Genomic DNA, 18106 nt, shown 5'->3' with positions numbered 1-18106 from the left:
CCGACTGAGTACTCGTCGGCTTCCTCCCACGAGTTCACTCGTGGGCTTCCGCCTTGCTTCTCTGTGACCTGCTCGCGTGGTCGGTATCACTTCTGAATCCTTCCGGAAACCGTTATATTCGGATTTCTCTTCACTACAAGTATCATGAGTGAACCGGCGGACAGACGAGACGCACCGGCGCGGGTTCTGTGCGTCGGGACCGACGCGTCACTCGCGGGGGCGTTGCGAGCACAGTTCGGGCTGGACGCCGGCGTCGATGTCCGTTCGGTTGCGTGCGGCGACGACGCGCTGGAACGGGTCTCGGCCGGGCGCATCGACTGTGTCGTCACCGCGCAGGACCCGCCGGCTCAGCGAGGCGTCGACTTCGTCACCGCGGTCAGAGAACGGGACGAGACACTCCCCGTCGTTCTGTTCACCGACAGCGGGTGTGACGCGGTCGCACGAGCCGCGCTCCAGGCGGGTGTCACCGACTACCTCCCGTACGAGACGGCCGACGACGGGCTCGCGCTTCTCGCCGACCGCGTCCACACACATCTCGAGACGGTACAGGCACGAACGCGTGCCGCGCGACTCGAGACGCGGTTTCACCAGACGGTCGACCGGACGACCGACGCGGTGTACGCGGTCGACACGGCGTGGCGAATCGAGTACATGAACGACACCATGGCAGACCGTGTCGGTCGCGACCCCGACGCCGTGGTCGGGAACACGCTCTGGGAGGAGTTCCCGTCGGTCGTCGGGTCGGACCTCGAAGCGAAGTACCGGACGGCGATGGAGACCGGCCTCCCCGTCTCGTTCGAACAACGAGTCGGCGAGCCGTTCGACTACTGGGTTCACGTCCGCGTCTTTCCCGACACGGACGGCCTCACCGTCTTCTCCCGGGAGGTCACCGACGAACGCGAGCACCAGCGTGAACTCGAGCGACACGAGACCGTGCTCCAGAGCGTCCACGACGCGGTGTTCGTCGTCGACGACGCGCTCACCGTGCAGTTCGCGAACGCCGCCGCCGCACAGGCCCTCGGTCGACGCAGGGCAGGGCGCATCGAAGGCGAGTCGCTGGCCGGCCTCGTCGAGGGGATGGTCTCCACGGCCGACGCCGAGGCGTTCACCCACGCGGTCGAAGAGACGTTCAGCGAGATGGAGAGTGACAGCGACGTGACCGGCGTGTCCGACTTCGACCTCCGGCTCGGCCTCGACACACCGTTCGACCGCCAGTGGTTCGACGTCCGGTTGACGCCGCTCGCAAGCGGCGACGCCCAGGAGGTGGTGGTCGTCGCGCGAGACGTCACCGACCAACACGCAGTCCAACAGCAGCTCGAACACGAGCGCGACCGACTCCGAGAGGTGCAGACGGTCGTCGCCGACGAGTCCCGCTCGAGTGACGAGCGCATCGAGTCGCTCCTCGAGATCGGGTGTGAGGCGCTGAACCTCGACATCGGCCTGGTCGCGGGGGTCGACGACGACACGTACCGGGTCGAGCACGCGTACGCGCCGGCGGCCCCGATCGAACCCGGCGACCGGTTCGACCTATCCGCGACGTACTGTCACGAGGTGCTCGACCAGAACGCCGTCTGCTCGTTCGTCGACGCGTTCGACGCCGGCAAGGAGTCGCATCCGGCGTACCAGCAGTTCGAACTGGAGGCGTACATCGGCGTTCCCCTCACCGTCGAGGGCGACCGGTTCGGCACACTCAACTTCTCCAGTCCACGCGCCCGAGACGAACCGTTCGACGGGTTCGGCCGCACGCTCGTGGAACTCGTCGCCGAACTGATCAGCACGGAACTCGCCCGCGGGCGGCGGCGGACCGAACTCGAGCGGCAGAGTTTCCTCTTCGAGCGCGTGCAGGACATCGCGGAGATTGGCATCTGGGAGTACGACCCGGGGGCCGAAGAGCTCTACTGGTCCGACGGCGTCCGACGGATCCACGGGGTCGACCCAGGCTACGAGCCGACGCTGGCCGACGGCATCGAGTTCTATCACCCCGACGACAGAGAGCAGATCACCGCTGCTGTCGAGCGAGCGCTCGACACGGGCGAGTCGTACGAACACGACCTCAGAATCGTCCGCGCCGACGGCGACCGCAGAGACGTTCGCGCGTGGGGCAAGCCGGTGGGTGACGGCGACGGGGCCCGCGTTCTGCGCGGCGTGTTCCAAGACATCACCGCGCAGAAACGGCAGGAACGGGAACTGCGACGGGCGCGACAGCAGTTCGAGACGTTCACCGAGAACGTCGACCAGGGGCTCTTTCTCGTCCCGCCGGACTACTCGGCGGTGCTGTTCGTGAACTCGGCTGCCGAGGACCTCTACGGCGTCTCCGAACACGAACTGCGTCGGAATCCCGATGCGTGGCTCAACAGGGTCCACCCGGACGACGTCGAGGCACTCGAAGCGGACGTCGAGGCACAGGCGACGGGCGAGGCAACCTGGCCGCAGATCCAGCAGTTCCGTCTCCGACACCCCGAGCGGGGGACGCGGTGGCTCCGCTCGCGTCTCTCCCCGATTCGAGACGACACCGGCGCGGTCGCCCAGGTCGCCGGCATCACCGCCGACGTCACCTCGTTCGAGAAACACCGGCGCAAGCTCGAACAGCTCCAGGAGTACACGAGCCAACTGATCGACGTGGCTGACGCCGCCGAAGCCGCCCGAATGGGCGTCGACGCGGCGATCGACGTCGTGGGGGTGGAGTACTGTCGCCTCCAGCGACAGGGCTCCGCTCGACGACCCACGGACGGCTCTCGAGGCGAATCCGCCGATACAGCGGGTGACGTGACGACGTACGAACGAGCCGCCGACGCCGAGCCGCTCTCGACGTTCGCTCGCAACGCGCCCACCGTCGGGCCAGCCCCAGAACGGACGTCCCCGGACGGTGGGGCGGTCGAGCCGTCGACGCGAGAGACGCCGCTGATGATCCCACTCGGGAATCACGGCGTGCTCGGCGTCTCCGAACTCGACGCGGCCGAGTTCGACGACATCGACACGACCGTCTTGGAACTCCTCGCCGAAGCGCTCGCCGGCGCGCTGGCCCGTGCGGAGCGGACGGCGCTGCTGCGCGACCGGGAGCGGGCGCTCGAAGCACAGAACGAGCGCCTCGAGAAGTTCGCGAGCATCGTCTCGCACGACCTGCGGAACCCACTCGGCGTGGCGAGCGGCTACTTGGAACTCGCCGAAGAGACGAACAGTCCGGCGTACTTCGAGAAGACGGCATCGGCGCTCGACCGGATGGAGGTACTCGTCGACGACCTGCTGACGCTGTCGAAGGCCGGCACCGAACTCGAGGACACGTCGGCGTGCAGGCTGTGTGACGTCGCTCACGACGCGTGGCAGTACGTCGAGACCGCGCGCGCGGTGTTGCACGTCGACGCGGAGTTGCCGACGGTCGACGGTGACGAGAGCCTCCTCACCGAACTGTTCGAGAACCTCTTCCGCAACGCGGTCGAGCACGGTGGTGACGACGTGACCGTGACGCTGGGGCCCCTGACGGACCGCGCGGGCTTTTACGTGGCAGACGACGGCCCCGGCATCCCGCCGGAGCAACGCGAGGAGGTCTTCGAGTACGGCTACACGTCGCGCACCGACGGGACGGGGTTCGGCTTGTCCATCGTGGCGGACCTCGCCGACGCACACGGCTGGGCCGTCGACCTCACGGAGAGCGCGTCCGACGGTGTCCGGTTCGAGTTCGCGTTCGCTGGCTGAACTCGTCGCCGCTCGGCCTCTCCGACGAGAGAGCCACGACACACGCCACGGTCTGGTTGGCGGGGCGGCGTCCCCATTCCGTAGCTTCAAGTATTGACATATCGTACCACGGTGTAGGGTCAGACCGGAACGGAGTGATGCCGAACGGCCTTCGGAGGTACTCTCCCTGCTAAACGAGACGCCATCCGAACGGCGCTCGGTGGACCCGACATTCGAGAGTCCTGTGCCGTCCGGCGCAGGACGATGCCGCTCACTCCGCGTCCGTAGCTAGCTCATGATTTCACGAATTCTCGTTCCGATGGACGACTCGGAGATGGCTCAGCGAGCGCTCGCGTACGCCCTCGAGAACCATCCTGACGCAGAGATTACCGTGTTGAACGTCGTCGGCGAACCGTCACTGTGGGGGGGAGTCGCCACGGGACTCGCGCTCGAGGACGACATCGGCGAAGCCGCCACCGAGCGCGCGAAGGAGGTGTTCGATGACGCCCGCGAACTCGCCGCCGAGCACGGCATCGAGGTCACCACCGAGGTTCAACTGGGGGAGCCGTCGCGGGCAATCTTGGACCGGGCCGACGACTTCGACGCGGTCGTCATCGGGAGCCACAGCGGCTCGTTGGTCGACCGACTGGTCGTCGGAAACGTCACACAGAAAGTGTTCCGCCGGTCCCCCGTGCCCGTAATCGTCGTTCGATAGGACCGGTGAAAAGACGTCCGCAGGACAGCGAACCGCGGAGAACCCGAACTGGTCATCCGTGCCACGTCGTGGCCGGTGACTACTCTTCGGGCCGCCACCGGCCACCGATCGCCTCACGGGGATAGTCTTGGTACGTCCCGTCGAGAAACGTCGTGACGCGCCCGTTCTCTTCGCTGAGTGTGACGACCCACAGCACTTCCTCACGGAGTGACGTTTCGAGCGCGCTCATGTGTTTGGCACCCATCCAATCAGCGTATTCGAGTTTGCCGACCGAGTTGAGATACTCCCGACTGGGGCTGCGAACCCGAACCATCTGCTCTTGTATCGTTCCGTCCCCGGTCACGACGACGGCGCCGTCTCGGCGTAGCGTCACGTCTCGGGCGACTTCGGTGAACTTGTCGGGCGACTCGGTGACGACCCGACACCGCTCGACTGGCCACCTGTTGTCTCCCATCGGGTCGGTGTACGCATCGAAATTGATCTCGGCGACGATCAGCAAGTACAGACTCGGGCCACTCACGTGCTGTTTGTCCCACTGGTCGAATTCCATGCTCAACGACTCGGCAGTGTACCGGATCTGATCCATCAGCTCCTGGCTGGTCGCGTACCTGCTCAAAACGCGTTCGAGTTCTTCCATGCTGACACATGTTCTGGTAGGATGTGCGGTTGGTTAAACGCTGTCTCGGCTCGAGATGCCGCGAGCGAGCCAGCCGCTGCCGTTCAGAACCCGAATATCGGGACGAATCGGAACGTGAGATAGGCCCCGACCGTCGCGATGACCGGCACGACGTTCTGCATCATGACGACCCGGGCGGTCGTCACGGGGTTGAACAGTGCCCCCGGGCTGGGGATGTCCTCGGCGTCCTCCGCGCCGATGGGGGCGAGCGTCTCGCCCTCCTCGTCGGCCGCCAGGGCGTCGACCGTGACCGGGGGTCCCTCGTCGCCGGCGACGACTTCGGGGACGGTCATCGGCCGGGTCGCCCGACCCCATCCCAGCCCGACGATAGACACCGTAGCGATGATGACGAAGCTTGCGGGGATACCGATCGCCGAGAGGAAGACGACCAGCGCCGAGGAGACTGTCGCGACGACGATGGCCGCGGTCAGGGGGAGCTCCGTAATGTCACTGCCCATCGTCTCCAGGGTCCGTCGGGCGATGGTGAACGCCCCGATAGTGACGGCGATTCCACCGAAGATGATGGCCGGATTCATCGCCAGTTCGCCACTGCCGACCAGTGGTGCAACGGCGTTAGCGATGTTCGAGGTCCCCGAGGAGAAGGCCATCAGACAGCCGATCGCGACCACGGTGAACGTCCCGACGAGCTCTCGGCGGTTGGTCGTCTGGTGGACTCGCGGGATGGGGACGAACCCGGACCGGTCGATGTCGAACAGCGGTCCCGGACTGCGTTCTATCGCGACTTTCTCGTTCAGTCGGGCGTAGAAGTACCGGCCGATGATCAACGAGACCCAAAAGCCGATGATGGGGGAGACGACCCACCAGATGACGATCTCTCCCATCACGGCCAGATCCAGCACGTCACCGGCCAACCCGAGGCCGGCGATGGCACCCACCGCAGTCATAGACGTCGAGGCAGGCACACCGAAGACGTTGCCGACGAGCAGGGCGATTCCGATGAAAAACAGCACCGCGATGGAGGCTTCGAGCGTGAAGACTCCCGTGTCGACGACCAGTTCGGAGCCGAGTTTCGTCACGACGTTTCGGCCGAGCGTCCACGCACCGATGAAGAAGAACACGCCCATCAGTCCCGCGGCGACGGGCTTGGAGATGGCATCGGCACCGACGGCCGGTCCGAACGCCGGGCCCGTGGTCGACCCACCGATGTTGTACGCGACGAACATCGAGACGAGGACACCGGCGACGAGGAGTACGCTGCTCATCGGTCCTCTGGCTCGTCGTCCTCGGCGGCGTCGTCCGCCTCGCTGTCTGTCGCCTCAGTCGCCGCCTGCTCCTCCAGAGTCTTCTCGACGCTTTCGCCGACCTTTTCGTCGACCGTCTTCTCCACCGTCTCGCCAACCTTCTCGTCGACTGCCTTCTCGACGGTTTCCCCCACTGTCTTTTCGACCGTCTCTTCGACTGTCTTCTCCACCGTCTCGCCGACTTTCTCGTCGACCGTCTTCTCAACCGTCTCCCCGACCGTCTTCTCGACGGTTTCTCCGACTGTCTTCTCCACCGTCTCGCCGACTTTCTCGTCGACCGTCTTCTCAACCGTCTCCCCGACCGTCTTCTCGACGGTTTCTCCGACCGTCTTTTCGACCGTCTCCCCGACTTTCTCGTCGACCGTCTTCTCGACCGTCTCTCCGACCGTCTTTTCCACGGTTTCGCCGACCGTCTTCTCGACCGTCTCTCCGACCGCCTTCTCGACGGTTTCGCCGACCTTCTCGTCGACCGTCTCGTCGACCGTCTTCTCAACCGTCTCACTCACCGTCTCGTTGACGGTCTCCTCGACGGTTTCCTTGACGGCCGTCGTCATCCAGTTCGGGTCGAAACGCGCCATCTTCCAGACGACGTGGAGGACGTAAGAGATCAGTACCCCGAACCCGAACGCGAGCCCGACGGCGTTCCCGGCAACGACGATGAGGCCGACCGAGACCGCAATCAACAGCCCGTAGGCTAGGTCGACGATGGAGTCGACACGGCTCGGATTCACGATTCACCCGGACTGAAGCACACCTGCCCGGGAAGAACGAACCGGGTGTCGATAGTTGTCGGAAAACACATACCAGTTATAAACCCTGCTCGCCCAAGTAGCTTGCCAAAGCGAGCGCTGCCAGACAGGGGTGTCGGAACCGGCCACTCGACCTCCTTCTGCGCCTGAAGTCGCGCGGATGCGTTCGATTCTGTATCGTCTCGGCTCTCGCGGGTGCTGTGTGCTCGCCTCGAGTCGAGCCGAAGACCGGACACCACCACCCCCGAGCCGAACGCACGACGAGAGCTTCGTCTCCTGACCGGCCCACAGAGACGCCCCGAGAAGGCCCACGACGTCAGTCGTGGGTCACTCACTCGAAGCGGCTGAACACGACCCCACAGGGCTCACAGGCCAGGCCGTGCCGCGTGCGCTCGGTGCCGTCGAGCGCGTGACCACAGCAGTCGTCGAGCCGCCCCTCGACGAGTTCGTCGCCACAGGCGGGACACGTGTCGAGAAACGCACACAGCGCGTTCGCGGCGGCCGCCAGGTGTGTCGCCGGGAACTCGGTGTCACGGAGTGCTTCGACCGCGGCGACCTCCGCGAGGGCGACTGGGCGGCGAATCCAGCTGGCTCCCCCCGCCTCACCGGTCACCACCAGAAACCGCTCCGCCCCGGTCCGTTCGACCCGTGCTGACGCGATTGCCGGGATGGCGTCACGGGCCGTCGCAGCGAGCCGGTCATCGGGGGCCGCGGCGAGAGCGTCCATCCGTTCGCGCCAGGCCGCCTCGAACCCCGGGCGAAGGCCCAGGTGGTCGCCGTCGACGGACACGACGCCCGCCTCGGCCAGCGTTCGGAGGACGGCCTCCGGGTCTGTGACGTCGTCTGCGACGTCGGAGAGGGCCTCGGACACCGCAGGCGCGGTGTGGTCGAAGAACTCGCCCGGGAGTGGCGCGACGAGTGCGGGCGCGAAGCGCGGCGTGAACGGCACGACGTAGCCACGCAGGGCGATGGCTGCCGTCCCCACGACGCCGACGGCGATGGCGAGAACCGGCCTCCAGCGTCCCACGACACCCACGGCGACGAGGAGGAAGGCGGCGTTCACGACGGTGCAGGCGTGACATCGATTCGCGCCGGTGTACTCGGGGCGACGAAGTCGGGGGAACTCGATCACGGGTCGGAGAAACGAGCCACGGTCACGTGAGGCTGTCGAGCGCTTCGAGGAGGCCGTCGGAGAAGGCGCGTTCGGTCACGACGTCCGCGCGTGCGCGAGCGGTCTCGTCGGCGTTCGCGACGGCGTACGACCGGCCCACGGCGTCGAACAGTTCTGCATCGTTCGCGGAGTCACCGATGGCGACGAACGATGCGGGGTCGACGTCCAGGAGGTCGGCGGCGCGTCGGAGCCCGGTCGCCTTGTTCACCGCCGGGGATTTGACGTGGTACGAGTAGCCCGAGTCGACCACGGTCTGTCCGTGTTCGGCCGCCACCGTCCGGAGGTACGCCTCGGGAACCGACCGACTCACCGACAGCTCCGTCTCCCGCCATCGGTTGTGCATATCGGGGTCGGGCCACCCACCGGGGTGGCCGTCCGCACGGAGCCGCTCGGCGACCCGCCGGGCCGCGGCCGCGTCGCCCTCGATAGTGAGGTCGTCGTCGACGTAGACGACCCCACCGTTCTCCGCGATGACGCGAGCGGGGATACCGATGAACGTACACAGCGCCACCGGGTAGGCGAAGGACTTCCCCGTGGCGATGACGACCGGCGCGTCCCACTCACGGAGGCGCTCGAAGAGCCGCGGTTCGACGCCGCCGTCGGGCCTGGTCATCGTGCCATCGATGTCGATCGCGAGCGGGGACGTCGTCGAGAACATCTGGTGTGCACGCACTCGCCGGCAGCGTATTAGTATATACGTATCGATATAACGTGGGAGGACTCAGTACGAAAAATACTAAGTCATACCCTATTAATCGATATATAATGCGCAAAATAGACCGACGCAAGTTCGTGAGTGGCGTGAGCGCGGTGACCCTCGCGAGTATCGCCGGTTGCAGTGGTGGTGGCGGCGACAGTAGTGGGGGCGGCGGGAGCGAGGGAACGAGCAGTGGCGGCGACAGCGGCGGTGGCAGCGGTGGGGGCAGTAGCGGGGGCGACAGCAGTGGGGGCGAGGAGATGCCCGCCCACACCGACCCCTCGACGTATCCCGAGTTCGACCCGGCGAGCCCCGAGTTCCCACAGCTCCTGAGCACGCTGTTGGAGACTGGTTTCGAGACCGGGTCGCTGAGCGACCTCGAACGGCTCCAGGAGAACCCCCGCGACGAGCCGCGGTACGGCCAGCCGGTCGCGGAGACGCCGGACGACGAGAGCGAGTGGCTCGACCCCGACACACTGGAGTTCTCCCTGACGCCGACGGAGGACCCGACGGTCTACGAGGACACGCTCCGGCCGCTGCTCGACAACATCGCCGAAGAGACCGGCAAGGAGGTCAACTACGCCAGCTTGGACTCGTACGCCGCACAGGTCGAGGCGATGCGGTCCGAACGGCTGCACCTCGCCGGGTTCTCGACGGGGGCGGTGCCGTACGCGGTGAACATCGGCAACGCCGTGCCCTTCTCGGTGCAGATCGACGGCTCCGGCGAGAACGGCTCGTTCGGATACCGTCTGTTCTTGATCACACAGGTCGACAACCCCGACATCGGCTCGCTCGAAGACCTCGCCGGCGACCCGATGCAGAACGTCGCCCACGCGGACCCCTCGTCGAACTCCGGGAACCTCGCGCCACGCGCGCTGTTCGCGAACGAGGGCGTCGTCCCCGGTGAGGACTACGAGGTGAGCTACTCCGGCGGCCACCAGCAGAGCTCACTCGGCGTCGCCAACGGCGACTACGAGGCCGCTCCGGTCTGTTCGACCTGTATCGCCCGGGTCGCACGCGACGACCAGCTCGACCCCTCGCAGATCAAGGCCGTGTACGCCTCCGAGCCGTTCCCGACGACGGCGTTCTCGTACGTCAACACCCTCCACCCCGACATCCAGGAGGGCGTCCGGGCGGCGTTCCTCGACTACGACTACCAGGACACCTCGATCGCCGAGGAGTTCGAGGGCCGCGGCACCTGGGTCGAGATCGACTACGCGACGGTCTGGGACATCATCCTCCAGATCCAAGAGTCGCTGGAAGTCGAGTACGAGACCGGCAACCTCTCGGAGTAACGGCCGTCGGTCGCGGTTTTTACAAGACGCAGATTCCACAGCCACACGATGCTCTCAGTAACAGACCTACAGAAGACGTATCCATCGGGTGACGAGGCGCTGAGAGGTGTCTCGCTCGATGTGACAGGCAACGAAACCGTATCGATGATCGGCCCGAGCGGCGCCGGAAAGAGTACGTTCATCCGGTGTGTGAACCGGCTCACCGAGCCCACCGGTGGCAGCGTCGAACTCGACGGGCTGGAGATCACCGGCCTCTCGGGGAAGAAACTCCGGAACGCCCGTCGGGACATGGGGATGATCTTCCAGGAGTACAACCTCGTCGAGCGGCTGACCGTGATGGAGAACGTCCTCTCGGGACGGCTCGGCTACGTCAGCACCTGGGACGCCTTCCGTCGGAAGTTCATGGGCGAGGACATCGAGCGGGCCTACGAGGTCTTAGAACGCGTCGGCCTCGAAGGTCACGAGAACAACCGCGCGGACGAACTCTCCGGCGGGCAGCGCCAGCGAGTCGGCATCGCGCGGGCCATCCTCCAGCGCCCGAAGATCCTGCTCGTCGACGAGCCGACCAGCAGCCTCGACCCCGAAACCTCCCGGGCGGTCATGGACCTCCTGACCGAGATCGCCGCCGAGGACGACATCCCCGTCTTGATCAACATCCACGAGGTCGACCTCGCGGTGGAGTACGCCGACCGCGTCGTCGGACTCCGCGACGGGCAGAAGGTGTTCGAGGGCGACCCCGAGGAACTCGACGAGACCGCCCGCGGACAGATCTACCGCGGCGAGGAGATTCCCGAGGGGGCCGGGCCCACCGGAAAGGTCGCGGCGGGCGCTGCCGGCGCGGGCGAATCGGTCAGCGAAGAAGGCGATATCAGGCGAACATAGATGGCGACAGAAGAATCACCCCGTCGGTCGTGGTCGCGTCCGACCGCGTTCTACAACCACTACGTGAAGTGGACGGTGTACGTGCTAATCACGGTGTTCCTCCTGTGGAGCGCCTGGAACATGCGGATCTCCCCGGAGCGGATCACGGCCGGGTGGGGGGCGACCGTCGGGCTGGTCGAGGGGATGGTGCCGCCGGAGGTCACCACCCAGTTCAAGAACGAACTCCTGATCGAGGGGCTGGTCGAGAGCGTGGCGATGTCGGTGGTCGCGACCATCGTCGGCGTGATCCTCTCGATCCCGGTGGCGTTCATGGCCGCCGAAAACATCGCGCCGAAACCCGTCTACTGGACCGGCCGAGGGATTATCACCGGCTCACGCGCGCTGCACGAACTCATCATCGCCATCATCGCGGTCAAAGCCGTGGGAATCGGCGCGCTGGCGGGCGTGATCGCGCTGTCGTACAAGACGATCGGCTTCTTCGCGAAGCTGCTGGCCGAAGAGATCGAAGACATCGACGCCGGACAGATGGAGGCCGTCGAGGCCACCGGTGCGAGCCGCGTGCAGACGCTCCTGTTCGGCGTCGTCCCGCAGGTGATGCCGCGGATCGTCGGGCTGACCATCTATCGGTGGGACATCAACATCCGTCACAGCACCATCGTGGGGATCGTCGGGGCCGGGGGCATCGGCGCGACGCTCCTGAACTCCTTCGACAAGTACGACTACGACTTCTTCTTGACCATCGTCCTCGCGATCATCGCCATCGTCATGATCGGTGAACTCATCAGCACCTACGTCAGGGGGCGGATCCAATGACCGACTACCAGACCTGGGAGCGGCGAACGCCGCGACAGCGGTTCGGACGGTACGTCCTGATCCTGCTCGGTCTCGTCGCCGCGGCGGTCTCCTGGCAGCTGTTACAGATCGAGTACAGCTACCTCGGGACCGCACCGCGGGAGTTCATGGACCTCGTCACCCGGATGTATCCCCCGAACGTCGGGTACACCGGGGAGGTCATCGGCCCGATGATCGAGACGGTCCACATCGCCATCCTCGGGACCGCGCTCGCGATCTTGCTGTCGGTGCCGGTGTCGCTGCTCGGTGCGGAGAACACCACGCCCAACCGGTATTCGTTCCTCCTCGGGAAGTTCATCATCTCGGCGTCGCGGTCGGTGAACGTCATCATCTGGGCGCTGGTGTTCGTCATCATCTTCGGCTCCGGCGCGCTCGCGGGGACGCTCGCGATTGCGGTCCGGTCGATCGGCTTCTGTTCGAAGCTGATCGCGGAGGCCATTGAGGAGATCGACCCGGGCCAGGTCGAAGCCATCACCGCGACGGGTGCGAACCCCATCGAGGCGGCCATCTACGGGATCGTCCCGCAGATCAAACCCGCGTTCATCGGCGTGGCCACCTACCGCTGGGACATCAACGTCCGCGCGTCGACGATCATCGGGTTCGTCGGTGCGGGCGGGATCGGCGTCGAACTGAACACTTCCATCAACTTCTTCGCGTGGCAGCAGGTGCTCACAATCCTGCTCGCCATCCTCGGAATCGTGATTATCAGCGAGGTCGTCTCAGCGTACCTGCGGCGCAAGGTGCGCTGACGACGGCTCGCTTCCGTACTGGTCGGCTGGCGACGATACCGGCTCACACGAACTGGACCGCGAGGACGCCGGCCACCCCGAGAACCGAGAGCACCGCCGACCGGCTGATGACCGGGACGAACAGAGTCCGGTTGATACCCGCGGCGAGCCAGACCTTGACGAGAATGCTCGCGAGCGTGCCGGCCAAGACGCCCTGTGCGGCGACGGCAGGGGTGATCTGGCCAGTGCTCGCGAGGGAGACGGCCGTGGTGGTGGTCGTCCCGCTGGAGAGCAGCCCGCTGAGGAAGCTCGTGACGAGAAAGCCCGCGGTCCCGAACGTCTGCTGGGCGGCCGCGGTGAGGACGAGCACGACGAGGAACAACACCCCGAACAGCAGGGCGTTCCGGCTACTGAACGGCGAGTCGAGGTCGAGGTCGATGTCGCCGCCCACGTTTCGGTCGTAGGCGGTGATGGCCACCCCACCGAGCGCGATGAGCCCGAGCGGGAGGCCGACGCTGAGCGCCGACTGGGGGACGAACGCGACCACGATCACAAGGTTCCGGACCGCCATCGCGGCGTCGGCCACGAGCACCGTGGCCACCGCGAGCGTCACGATGCCGTCGTTGGCCTTCGCCCGGTTCGCGATCTCGCCGATGACGGCGGTGGAGTTGACCAGGCCGCCGAAGAAGCCGGTGATGAGCATCCCTCGGCCGCCGTAGCGCTGCATGATGGCGTAGTTGGCGAAGCCGATTCCGCTCACCGCGATCACCAGCATCCAGATGAGCTGGGGGTCGATCGCGTCCCACGGCCCGTAGGTCCCCGCCGGGAGGAGCGGGTAGACAACGAACGCGATGATGGCGAACTCCGCGGCACCGCGGACCTCGTTGTGTGAGAGTTCGTGGGCGAACTGGTGGAGTTCCCGACGGAGCACGAGCAGGAACGACGAGGTGATGGCGATGACGACCCCCACGAGGACGCGGTCCGTCCCGACGAGGATTCCGACGATGTACGCGACGAGCAGTGACGTCGAGGTGGTCAGTGCGAGGCCGTACTCGTCCGCAACGCCCTCGCCACGGGCGTCGGAGACCAGTCCGCGAGCACCGAGCAGGAGGCCCTGCCCGAGCACCAACAGCCCGCCCAGCACGACGAGGACGGTCTGGCCGAGGGTCGCGGCCGCGACGCCTACGAGACTGGTGAGCGTGAACGTTCGGATTCCGGCCGCCTTGTTCGACCACTCCCGTTCGAGCCCCAGGAGCATACCCAGCGCTCCCGCGACGAAGAGATTGAACACGTCCGTGTTGACCGGGATCACCTCGGGGCCGACTTGGGTCATCGCCGTGGAGGGAGGGCCGGCGTCGCGTGGTCGAGCGGGAACATACCAATATGTACTACTATTTTGTCTATGTAGACTATATACTCGGGGGTACTTAACGATGCCCCCGTTGGTCGGGCGGCCCACTGGTCACAGAGCGACACGAGGGGTCACGACGGCAGTCATGGGTCACTGACTGACGGACTGACTGTGTGCAGGCTCTCCGGGAGACGTCGAGCGACGGTGCGAATCCGCGTTCAGCGGTCGGTAAGGACGTCGTCGATCTCCGCGAGCGACTCGAGGACGTAATCGGGGTCGATGTCGGCACCCAGGATCATCTCCCGGTCGGTCACCCCCGAGAGGACCAACACGGTGGTCATCCCCGCGCGTTCGCCCATCAGAATGTCGGTCTCGATGCGGTCGCCTACCACCAGACACGCCGCCGGGTCGACGCCGACGTCGTCGAGAGTCGTCTCGATCATCCGCGGCGACGGTTTCCCCAGCACCTCGTCGACCGTTCGGCCGGTCACCCCTTCGACCGCACCGATCATCCCCGCGGCGTCGGGAATCTCACCGGACGCGGTCGGACAGGTCCGGTCCGGGTGCGTCGCCAAGAATGGGCCCCCCTGCTCGAGGCTCCGGAGGGCGATATCCAGGTCGTCGTAGTCGAACCCCCGGTCCATCGACGCCACCACGAGGTCGCCGGGAGTGTCCGTGGTGGTCTCGACGCCGGCGTCGCGGAACTCCGCGAGGAGCGGGGACTCGCCGATGACGAACACCTCCGACTCCGGATACCGCTTGCTGACGTACTGAGCGGTCACCCACCCCGAGTTGACCACGTCGCTCCGGTCGGCGTCGATTCCGAGGCGGCGCAGTTTGTCGCTGTACTCTCGGCGGCGATCGATCGCCTTGTTCGTGAGGAACCGCACGGGACCGACCGCGTCCCGAAGGCGACTGATGGCCGCGTCGACGCCCGGGATGAGGTTCTCACCGAGATAGACCGTCCCGTCCAGGTCGAGGACGGCCGCTTCGTACTCGTTCGCGCTCATCGTCCGCCCCGACCTGCAGGTTTCGCGGTTCCGAGTCGGGGTGGCGATGCGGCGTCCACCGACTCCGGCGTCCGGTTCGGCCCCCATCTGGGGGAGTGGACCGGCGCTCTGTGATGCATCACTGAACGAGACAGCGAGATTCTAAATAATAGTTTTGCAACGTTTTCGAGAGCCGCCGGCTCTCGCGTCCTGAACGCTCCGTGGAAGTCAGCGTCGTCGTGACGCGCCGACGTACGCTTCGTGAAGCCGGACGGAGCCGCCCACCGACACGGTGTCGGATGTTCAACACGTGGGAACCGAGGTCGGGATATATCCGGAACGCGAGCGTAGGTTGCGCCACGGCCGTCTGATGGAGGGTACACGATATGATTCATACCTGGCGACGGTTGCTCTCGTGGGGGGACAACCGGACCGTCCACTGCGAGTGTCGCAGGTGCGGCACCACCGTCGACGTCGCTACGGACGAGTGTCCACGGTGTGGCTCCACCCGACTCGTCCGGTACGAGATTCCGTGATACTGACCTGTCCGACCAGGACGTGCCCGTGAGAGGTGAGAGAGAAGGATGAACCACCCCGATGCACTTCGCGCCGAGTACGCGACCAGTCAAGAGCTGATGGACCTGGTCCGGTACGCCGCCGAGACGTTGAGCCTCGAGTTCACGCGGTGGGACGAAAAGTACGTGACCGGCCCGAGCCTCTACTGTCTCATCGTCGCCGACATCGACTTCGGCGACTACACCGACCCACTGGGCGGAAACGTGTGGCCGGTCGAGTGGTGTGAGGTCGTCGCCAACGACCCCGAATCGTTCATCGAAGCGGCCAGAGACGTCGCGTTCACCCGAGACGGCGCGGTCATCATCTCCGGGGACGGCACCGTCCAAGAGCAGATGGTCCGCGTGCGGAACCTGAACAGTCAAAAGAGCGAGCGTGAGGACGTCGTCGCCGCCGAGTGGATGGGGACGAAGCATCTGAGTGCACTGGAGGCGTCGACCCGTCGGCAGGTGCTCTGGGCCATCACGCTGAGCGAAGAGGACGGCCGGGTCACCACGTTCGTCGACGGAACGTACAAGGACTACGAACGGGCGGAGCTCGGGGGACGGTGGCGACCCGAGTAGCGCCGTCACCGACTCGACACCCGAACGGGCCGTGACCAACACCGGCCGCGGACGAATCATTCATACGTGCGACGGTACCTTCTCGGGGTGATGAGCGCCCTCTCCACTCGGCGCAGCCGAGTCCTCGCCGTCGCCTTCCTCCTCGCGACCCTCTTCGGTCTCTGTGTCTGGTTCGGTAGCTACGGCGTCGCGCCAGCGCTCGGGGCGTACCCGACCGAACAGGTCGTCGGGCCCACGCCCGACCAGTACGTCGGCGGGCCGGTCACCCTCGCCGGCCCCGTCGTCGACACCGACCCCGTCACGATGCGCATCACGTACCGCGGGACCGAAGCGCGCACGCTCACCATCACCGACGTCGAGACGCCTGTCGAACCGGGCGACGAACTCCGCGTCTTCGGGACGCTGGTCGACGAGGACACCGTCGCGGCGACGACGGCCTTCGCCGTCCCGCCGGCTGGCTATCTCTACACCTACGTCGTCTCGTTCGTCAGCGGGCTGTGGGTCCTGACTCGACTCGCCACCCACTGGCGTCTCGACGCCGGGGCACTCGTTCGTCGCACGGAGCCACTCACGCTCGACGGCGTCCGCACGCGGCTGGGGGTCGGAGGCTCGAACGACGATGCCTGACCTCCTGGCACACGCGCTCATCGCGTACGCACTCGCGACGCTCCTGTCGTGGCACTACGAGTGGCTCTCCGCACCGTACGTGACCGTCGCGATGGCCGGGGCGTTCGTCCCCGACCTGACGAAGGTCGACCTGCTGTTCTCGAGCGAACTCGTCGAAGTCGTCCTCGGGATACCCTTCGACTGGTTCGCGCTCCACACCCTCGGGGGGAGTCTCGTCTCGCTCGCCATCGGGGTGGTCCTCGTCGCGAGTTCCGAACGAAGGCGTGTCGCCGCCCTGCTCGGTCTCGGTGCGGCGTCGCATCTCCTCGCCGATGCGCTCTTGCTCAACGCCTCGGGACACTCGTACCCGCTCTTCTGGCCGCTGTCGTACCTCCACCCGCCGACGCCGGGGTTGTATCTGAGCACCGACCCCGAACCGATGGTCGTCGCTGCGGCCGTCGCGAGTGTCGTGTTCGTCGCGACGCGACTCCGCACGAAGCGTGCCGAGTGAAGCTCACCCGTTCTCTCGCTGGAGTGGGCGAATCGAAACTGAGCCGCTCGCACGGCGTCTCCTTCCGCAAGGAACGAGACACCGGTGAGCGAAGCGAGGGCGAGTCGGTGACACACGCTCGGGAGAGTCGGCTGTCTCGGTCGGTGCAACAGCACCCTCACAGCGTGAGCAACAGCCCGAGATTAGCGCCCACAGCGAACGCCCACGGGAGGCCGAACACGACGGGGACGAGCACCCGTTCGTCGCGAGGCAGGGTGGCCCAGCACGCGAGTGCGAGGGCGAGAGCGCCGGCTTTCAGCGGCCAGATGACCGAGCTCCCGAAGACGGCGAAGGCCGCACGCAGCAGCGGGTTGGACTCGACGAACCCGTGCTGCAGTCCGACCGTCGTGGTGACGCCGTCGAGGGCGAACGCGAGCGAGACGACCAGCCACAGTCCGACCTCGAGACGGAACCAGTGCGTCCGCGACAGGCCCCACCCGTCACCCCCGGCTGAGTTATGAGTCGCAGGTCCCCGGCGTAGCCGCCCGCGACCAACAATACGTTTCCTGATACGTTGTACATCGAAGATGCCGGAAAACCCAATATCGCGGCCCTTGATGCTCTCACTCGGCATTGACTGTCTTACGAAGACGTACCTAATAAGTGATTATTCTTAAACGTGGTACGATACCCGAACGACCCCCGTTTAAGTACTGTTTATATGTGCGCTCGGCCGGGAATCCGCGGTCGAATCGGCCCGGGCCAGCCGTCCGTTCGATGCGGTCACGGGTCGATATCGGCCGGTCGCCGTCGACGCACTCGTCACCACAGCGCG

Annotated in this window: 17 protein-coding genes; 9 read left to right on the top strand and 8 right to left on the bottom strand. The window is 66.0% G+C overall.

What is annotated here, in order from left to right:
- Positions 1 to 144: 144 nt before the first annotated feature.
- On the top strand, positions 145 to 3693 hold the full coding sequence (locus E6N53_RS11665; RefSeq protein WP_142859463.1) for a PAS domain-containing protein: 3549 nt from the start codon (positions 145 to 147) through the stop codon (positions 3691 to 3693).
- 274 nt (positions 3694 to 3967) lie between these two features.
- Positions 3968 to 4387, top strand: a complete 420-nt coding sequence (locus tag E6N53_RS11660; protein ID WP_136601574.1) for a universal stress protein — start codon at positions 3968 to 3970, stop codon at positions 4385 to 4387.
- Positions 4388 to 4466: 79 nt separating this feature from the next.
- Here E6N53_RS11660 and E6N53_RS11655 read toward each other — a convergent pair whose 3' ends face one another.
- The 5 genes from E6N53_RS11655 to E6N53_RS11635 all read right to left on the bottom strand — a co-directional run bounded on the left by E6N53_RS11655 (position 4467) and on the right by E6N53_RS11635 (position 8903).
- A complete protein-coding gene (locus E6N53_RS11655; protein ID WP_136592027.1) occupies positions 4467 to 5024 on the bottom strand; it encodes a diadenylate cyclase in 558 nt (185 codons plus the stop codon).
- A gap of 83 nt (positions 5025 to 5107) precedes the next feature.
- Positions 5108 to 6286: an inorganic phosphate transporter gene (locus E6N53_RS11650; protein ID WP_142859460.1), complete on the bottom strand. Its 1179-nt coding sequence runs from the start codon at positions 6284 to 6286 to the stop codon at positions 5108 to 5110.
- Positions 6283 to 7056 carry a ring-infected erythrocyte surface antigen domain-containing protein gene (locus E6N53_RS11645; RefSeq protein ID WP_142859458.1) on the bottom strand — a complete coding sequence of 258 codons (774 nt, stop codon included), beginning with the start codon at positions 7054 to 7056 and terminating at the stop codon, positions 6283 to 6285. Before E6N53_RS11645 ends, E6N53_RS11650 begins: the two co-directional genes overlap by 4 nt.
- Before the next feature lie 349 nt (positions 7057 to 7405).
- The gene (locus tag E6N53_RS11640; RefSeq protein WP_142859456.1) at positions 7406 to 8206 is read right to left on the bottom strand and encodes a DUF8054 domain-containing protein; all 801 of its coding nucleotides are present in this window, start codon (positions 8204 to 8206) and stop codon (positions 7406 to 7408) included.
- 22 nt (positions 8207 to 8228) lie between these two features.
- Positions 8229 to 8903 (bottom strand): HAD hydrolase family protein, encoded by a 675-nt coding sequence (locus E6N53_RS11635; protein ID WP_142859454.1) that lies wholly within the window; start codon positions 8901 to 8903, stop codon positions 8229 to 8231.
- A 107-nt stretch (positions 8904 to 9010) separates the two neighbouring features.
- Between E6N53_RS11635 and phnD the strand changes: the two genes are divergently transcribed.
- The 4 genes from phnD to phnE (E6N53_RS11615) are packed head-to-tail and all read left to right on the top strand — an operon-like array spanning position 9011 to position 12720.
- Complete coding sequence (phnD, locus tag E6N53_RS11630) at positions 9011 to 10237, top strand: phosphate/phosphite/phosphonate ABC transporter substrate-binding protein (RefSeq protein WP_142859451.1); 1227 nt, start codon at positions 9011 to 9013, stop codon at positions 10235 to 10237.
- 48 nt (positions 10238 to 10285) lie between these two features.
- Positions 10286 to 11119 carry a phosphonate ABC transporter ATP-binding protein gene (gene phnC, locus E6N53_RS11625; protein ID WP_136601581.1) on the top strand — a complete coding sequence of 278 codons (834 nt, stop codon included), beginning with the start codon at positions 10286 to 10288 and terminating at the stop codon, positions 11117 to 11119.
- On the top strand, positions 11120 to 11932 hold the full coding sequence (gene phnE, locus E6N53_RS11620) for a phosphonate ABC transporter, permease protein PhnE (RefSeq protein WP_142859448.1): 813 nt from the start codon (positions 11120 to 11122) through the stop codon (positions 11930 to 11932). It begins immediately after the preceding gene.
- Positions 11929 to 12720 carry a phosphonate ABC transporter, permease protein PhnE gene (gene phnE, locus E6N53_RS11615; RefSeq protein ID WP_142859446.1) on the top strand — a complete coding sequence of 264 codons (792 nt, stop codon included), beginning with the start codon at positions 11929 to 11931 and terminating at the stop codon, positions 12718 to 12720. Before phnE (E6N53_RS11620) ends, phnE (E6N53_RS11615) begins: the two co-directional genes overlap by 4 nt.
- 43 nt (positions 12721 to 12763) lie before the next feature.
- Here phnE (E6N53_RS11615) and E6N53_RS11610 read toward each other — a convergent pair whose 3' ends face one another.
- Entirely contained in the window at positions 12764 to 14032 is a 1269-nt protein-coding gene (locus E6N53_RS11610; RefSeq protein WP_142859443.1) for an MgtC/SapB family protein, read from the bottom strand.
- A gap of 236 nt (positions 14033 to 14268) precedes the next feature.
- Positions 14269 to 15060, bottom strand: a complete 792-nt coding sequence (locus E6N53_RS11605) for an HAD-IIA family hydrolase (RefSeq protein ID WP_142859441.1) — start codon at positions 15058 to 15060, stop codon at positions 14269 to 14271.
- Between the two features lie 563 nt (positions 15061 to 15623).
- Here E6N53_RS11605 and E6N53_RS11600 point away from each other — a divergent pair.
- The 3 genes from E6N53_RS11600 (at position 15624) to E6N53_RS11590 (ending at position 17292) form a co-directional block, all read left to right on the top strand.
- Complete coding sequence (locus E6N53_RS11600; protein ID WP_142859438.1) at positions 15624 to 16175, top strand: diadenylate cyclase; 552 nt, start codon at positions 15624 to 15626, stop codon at positions 16173 to 16175.
- A gap of 90 nt (positions 16176 to 16265) precedes the next feature.
- Positions 16266 to 16802 carry an OB-like fold-containing membrane protein gene (locus tag E6N53_RS11595; RefSeq protein ID WP_142859436.1) on the top strand — a complete coding sequence of 179 codons (537 nt, stop codon included), beginning with the start codon at positions 16266 to 16268 and terminating at the stop codon, positions 16800 to 16802.
- The gene (locus E6N53_RS11590; RefSeq protein WP_142859434.1) at positions 16795 to 17292 is read left to right on the top strand and encodes a metal-dependent hydrolase; all 498 of its coding nucleotides are present in this window, start codon (positions 16795 to 16797) and stop codon (positions 17290 to 17292) included. The genes E6N53_RS11595 and E6N53_RS11590 overlap by 8 nt, the downstream gene beginning before the upstream one ends.
- A 157-nt stretch (positions 17293 to 17449) precedes the next feature.
- Here the strand turns inward: E6N53_RS11590 and E6N53_RS11585 are convergent, their stop codons facing one another.
- Positions 17450 to 17905, bottom strand: coding sequence for a DUF5658 family protein (locus tag E6N53_RS11585; protein WP_142859432.1), 456 nt, complete (start codon positions 17903 to 17905; stop codon positions 17450 to 17452).
- Positions 17906 to 18106: the final 201 nt, after the last annotated feature.

The sequence above is a fragment of the Salinigranum halophilum genome (assembly GCF_007004735.1).
Classification (GTDB): domain Archaea; phylum Halobacteriota; class Halobacteria; order Halobacteriales; family Haloferacaceae; genus Salinigranum; species Salinigranum halophilum.
Note: the sequence above shows the minus strand (reverse complement) of the source record. Positions and strands in the feature narration are given on the sequence as shown.